The sequence below is a fragment of the Streptomyces sp. NPDC126510 genome, from assembly GCF_040302345.1.
Taxonomy (GTDB): Bacteria; Actinomycetota; Actinomycetes; order Streptomycetales; family Streptomycetaceae; genus Streptomyces.
This window is the reverse complement of record NZ_JBEORR010000093.1, coordinates 1-2,287: the sequence shown is the minus strand read 5'-3', so window position 1 is coordinate 2,287 and position 2,287 is coordinate 1. Positions and strand designations below refer to the sequence as shown.

Here is a 2,287-nt window from a genome sequence, read left to right as displayed (position 1 = left end):
CCGGTGAACGTCTCCACCCACACCGGCTCAGCCCTCAACACCCCACCCATACAGGCAAAATGCCCGCCACCAAGCCTTCTGCAACACCCTTTAGGGTCCGTTGCGCAAGTGCCCTAGGTTGGCTGACCTGAGTGGACGAGCCGCCGACAAAACTCGGTGAGCTGCTCCAGCATTGACGGTCCCCCGAGGTTGCCGGGAGATCCCCATCGGAGAGCTACCCCCGTTGTTCTGATGCCCACCACACAGGCCGCAGCACCCCAACCCCGAACTGGGACGGGCACGGCCAGCGTTTGCGGAGGCTGAGAGTTCCCGCCCCATGGAAGTCCACGGGCCCTCTGAGCAGCAAGGGCTCCTTCGTGGCTGCATCAAGATGCCGTTCGCCGGTTCTGCCGATTGCAGCGACCGTACTGTGACTCCTGACATGTCAGAGCCGACGGAGGTGGGCGTGGAGCGCGGGGAACTGATCGTGGGCCGTTACGAGCTGCTCAAGCGGTTGGGCCGGGGCGGTATGGGGGAAGTGTGGGCCGCTCGGGACCGCACACTCCACCGTGACGTCGCGGTCAAGCTGCTCGACCTCGACGGGGTCGACCACCCGGAGTTGCCTCAGCGGTTTGAGCGCGAGGCGGTTGCTGCCGCGCAGATCAACCACCCGAACGTGGTCGCCCTGTACGACCGGGGGATCCACGAGGACATGCTGTTCCTGGTCATGGAGAAGGTCGAGGGTGCAACGCTCACAGAACTCGTCCATGCAGAGCGTCCCGTGTCCCTAGCCCGTGTTCTGGAGATCGCCAGCGGGATCTGCGCGGCTCTGGTAGCTGCGCACCGGGCCCAAGTCATCCACTACGACATCAAACCACACAACGTGATGCTCACCTCGGACGGCCAGGTGAAGGTCGTCGACTTCGGGATCGCGGGGTTCATCCATACCTCATTCACCGTAGCCCGCTCCTCCCAGCTAACTCCGGCCGGAACCCCGGAATATGGCGCACCCGAACAATTCCTCACCGAGCGCGGTGACGAACGCTCCGACCTGTACGCCCTCGGCGGAGTGCTGTTCGCCATGCTCACCCGCAAGCCACCCTTCACCGGACACAACGGGCTCGCGGTCATGCGACGCAAACTCGACGAAGCGGCACCATGTCTCGATTCGCTTCGCCCCGACCTCCCGTCAGCAGTGACTGCCCTGGTTGCCGACCTTCTGCAACGCGACCCCGGTCGGCGCCCACAGACGGCCCGACAGGTCCAAGAACGCCTTCAGCAACTGCAGGCGCTACACCCAGGGAACGGGGGAACGTCGGACGCGAAGACCCCGGTGGTGCAGCCGCCCACCCTCCCGATGGATCCACAGCCCACCAGGCCGGAAGGTCCATTCACAATCTTGTGGACGGGAAAGGAACCCCTTTCCAGTTACACCGATACTCGGGAATTGCGCAGCATCACCGCTTCGATGGCGAAGGTGTCGGCGGTGGGATTAGCCGGTGTCGTGATCTCTCTGGGAATGGGAGGCCGGCCCGGTCAGGGCAACGGGTGGTCGTTCGTGTTCATGGCTTCCAGCATCGTGGGAATCATCATGTTGATGGGCCCGCTCGGTGTAGGTGCGTTGAGGCTTATATATGACAGGTCCGCATGGTCCTTGCAGATCGGGCCGCAGGGCATCAGAACCACCATCGGCTTCGGGAGGCATGAATACCAGTGCCAATGGAACCATGTACAGTTGTTCGCCATCAACAGGATAAAAGGCGAGAACAGACTGGCCGGGATCGGCAATTGGTATCAGTCTCCTGCCGCTCTCTGCGTCAAGTTCACGAAGGGTGCCAAGCGCTCGGCTGTAATCCCTCTCGCAGGGTGGCCGTTCCCGGTAGCCGCACGCGTCCGCAACGGGCGGGTCCCTGTCTGCGTCCTCGGGCCGATGACGGACCAGCAGCGGACCGCGCTGAGAGAAGCCCTCGCCCGATACGGTCATGGCAAGAGCGACGCCGAAGCCTGGGGCGAATGAGCGCCCGCCTGCCGCTGCAGCCGCCTACCACACGCTCGCCACACCAATGGAACGTGGATCCCACCGCGTGACGGCCAAAGGTCACAGCCACTCGCTGAGGGCAGCGACGAGAACGGTAGCCGCGGAGTCCTGCTCCCGTGACACCGCGCCGTGCCATGCCGGGTCAGCCGACGTCGAGCACGATCTTGCCCCGGACGCGCCGGGTCTGGCTGAGGCGGAACGCCTCGGCCGCCTCGGCCAGGGGCAGGACGCGATCGACGTGGACCGTGAGCTTGCCGGCGTCGGCGAGCG

At 64.6% G+C, this 2,287-nt stretch carries 2 protein-coding genes; one reads left to right on the top strand and one right to left on the bottom strand.

Annotated features, from left to right (window positions below; all coding sequences use genetic code 11):
• Positions 1-421 precede the first annotated feature (421 nt).
• On the top strand, positions 422-1,996 hold the full coding sequence (locus ABTX60_RS43090) for a serine/threonine-protein kinase (RefSeq protein WP_352102045.1): 1,575 nt from the start codon (positions 422-424) through the stop codon (positions 1,994-1,996).
• Positions 1,997-2,159: 163 nt separating this feature from the next.
• On the opposite strand, the gene ABTX60_RS43085 is transcribed toward ABTX60_RS43090, so the two are convergent.
• Positions 2,160-2,287: zinc-binding dehydrogenase (locus ABTX60_RS43085; RefSeq protein ID WP_352102046.1), on the bottom strand; the 128-nt coding region annotated here is incomplete at its 5' end.

Bases quoted from the DNA above. Each gene is read 5' to 3' on its own strand.
- ABTX60_RS43090 (WP_352102045.1), top strand. From the start codon at position 422: ATGTCAGAGCCGACGGAGGTGGGCGTGGAGCGCGGGGAACTGATCGTG.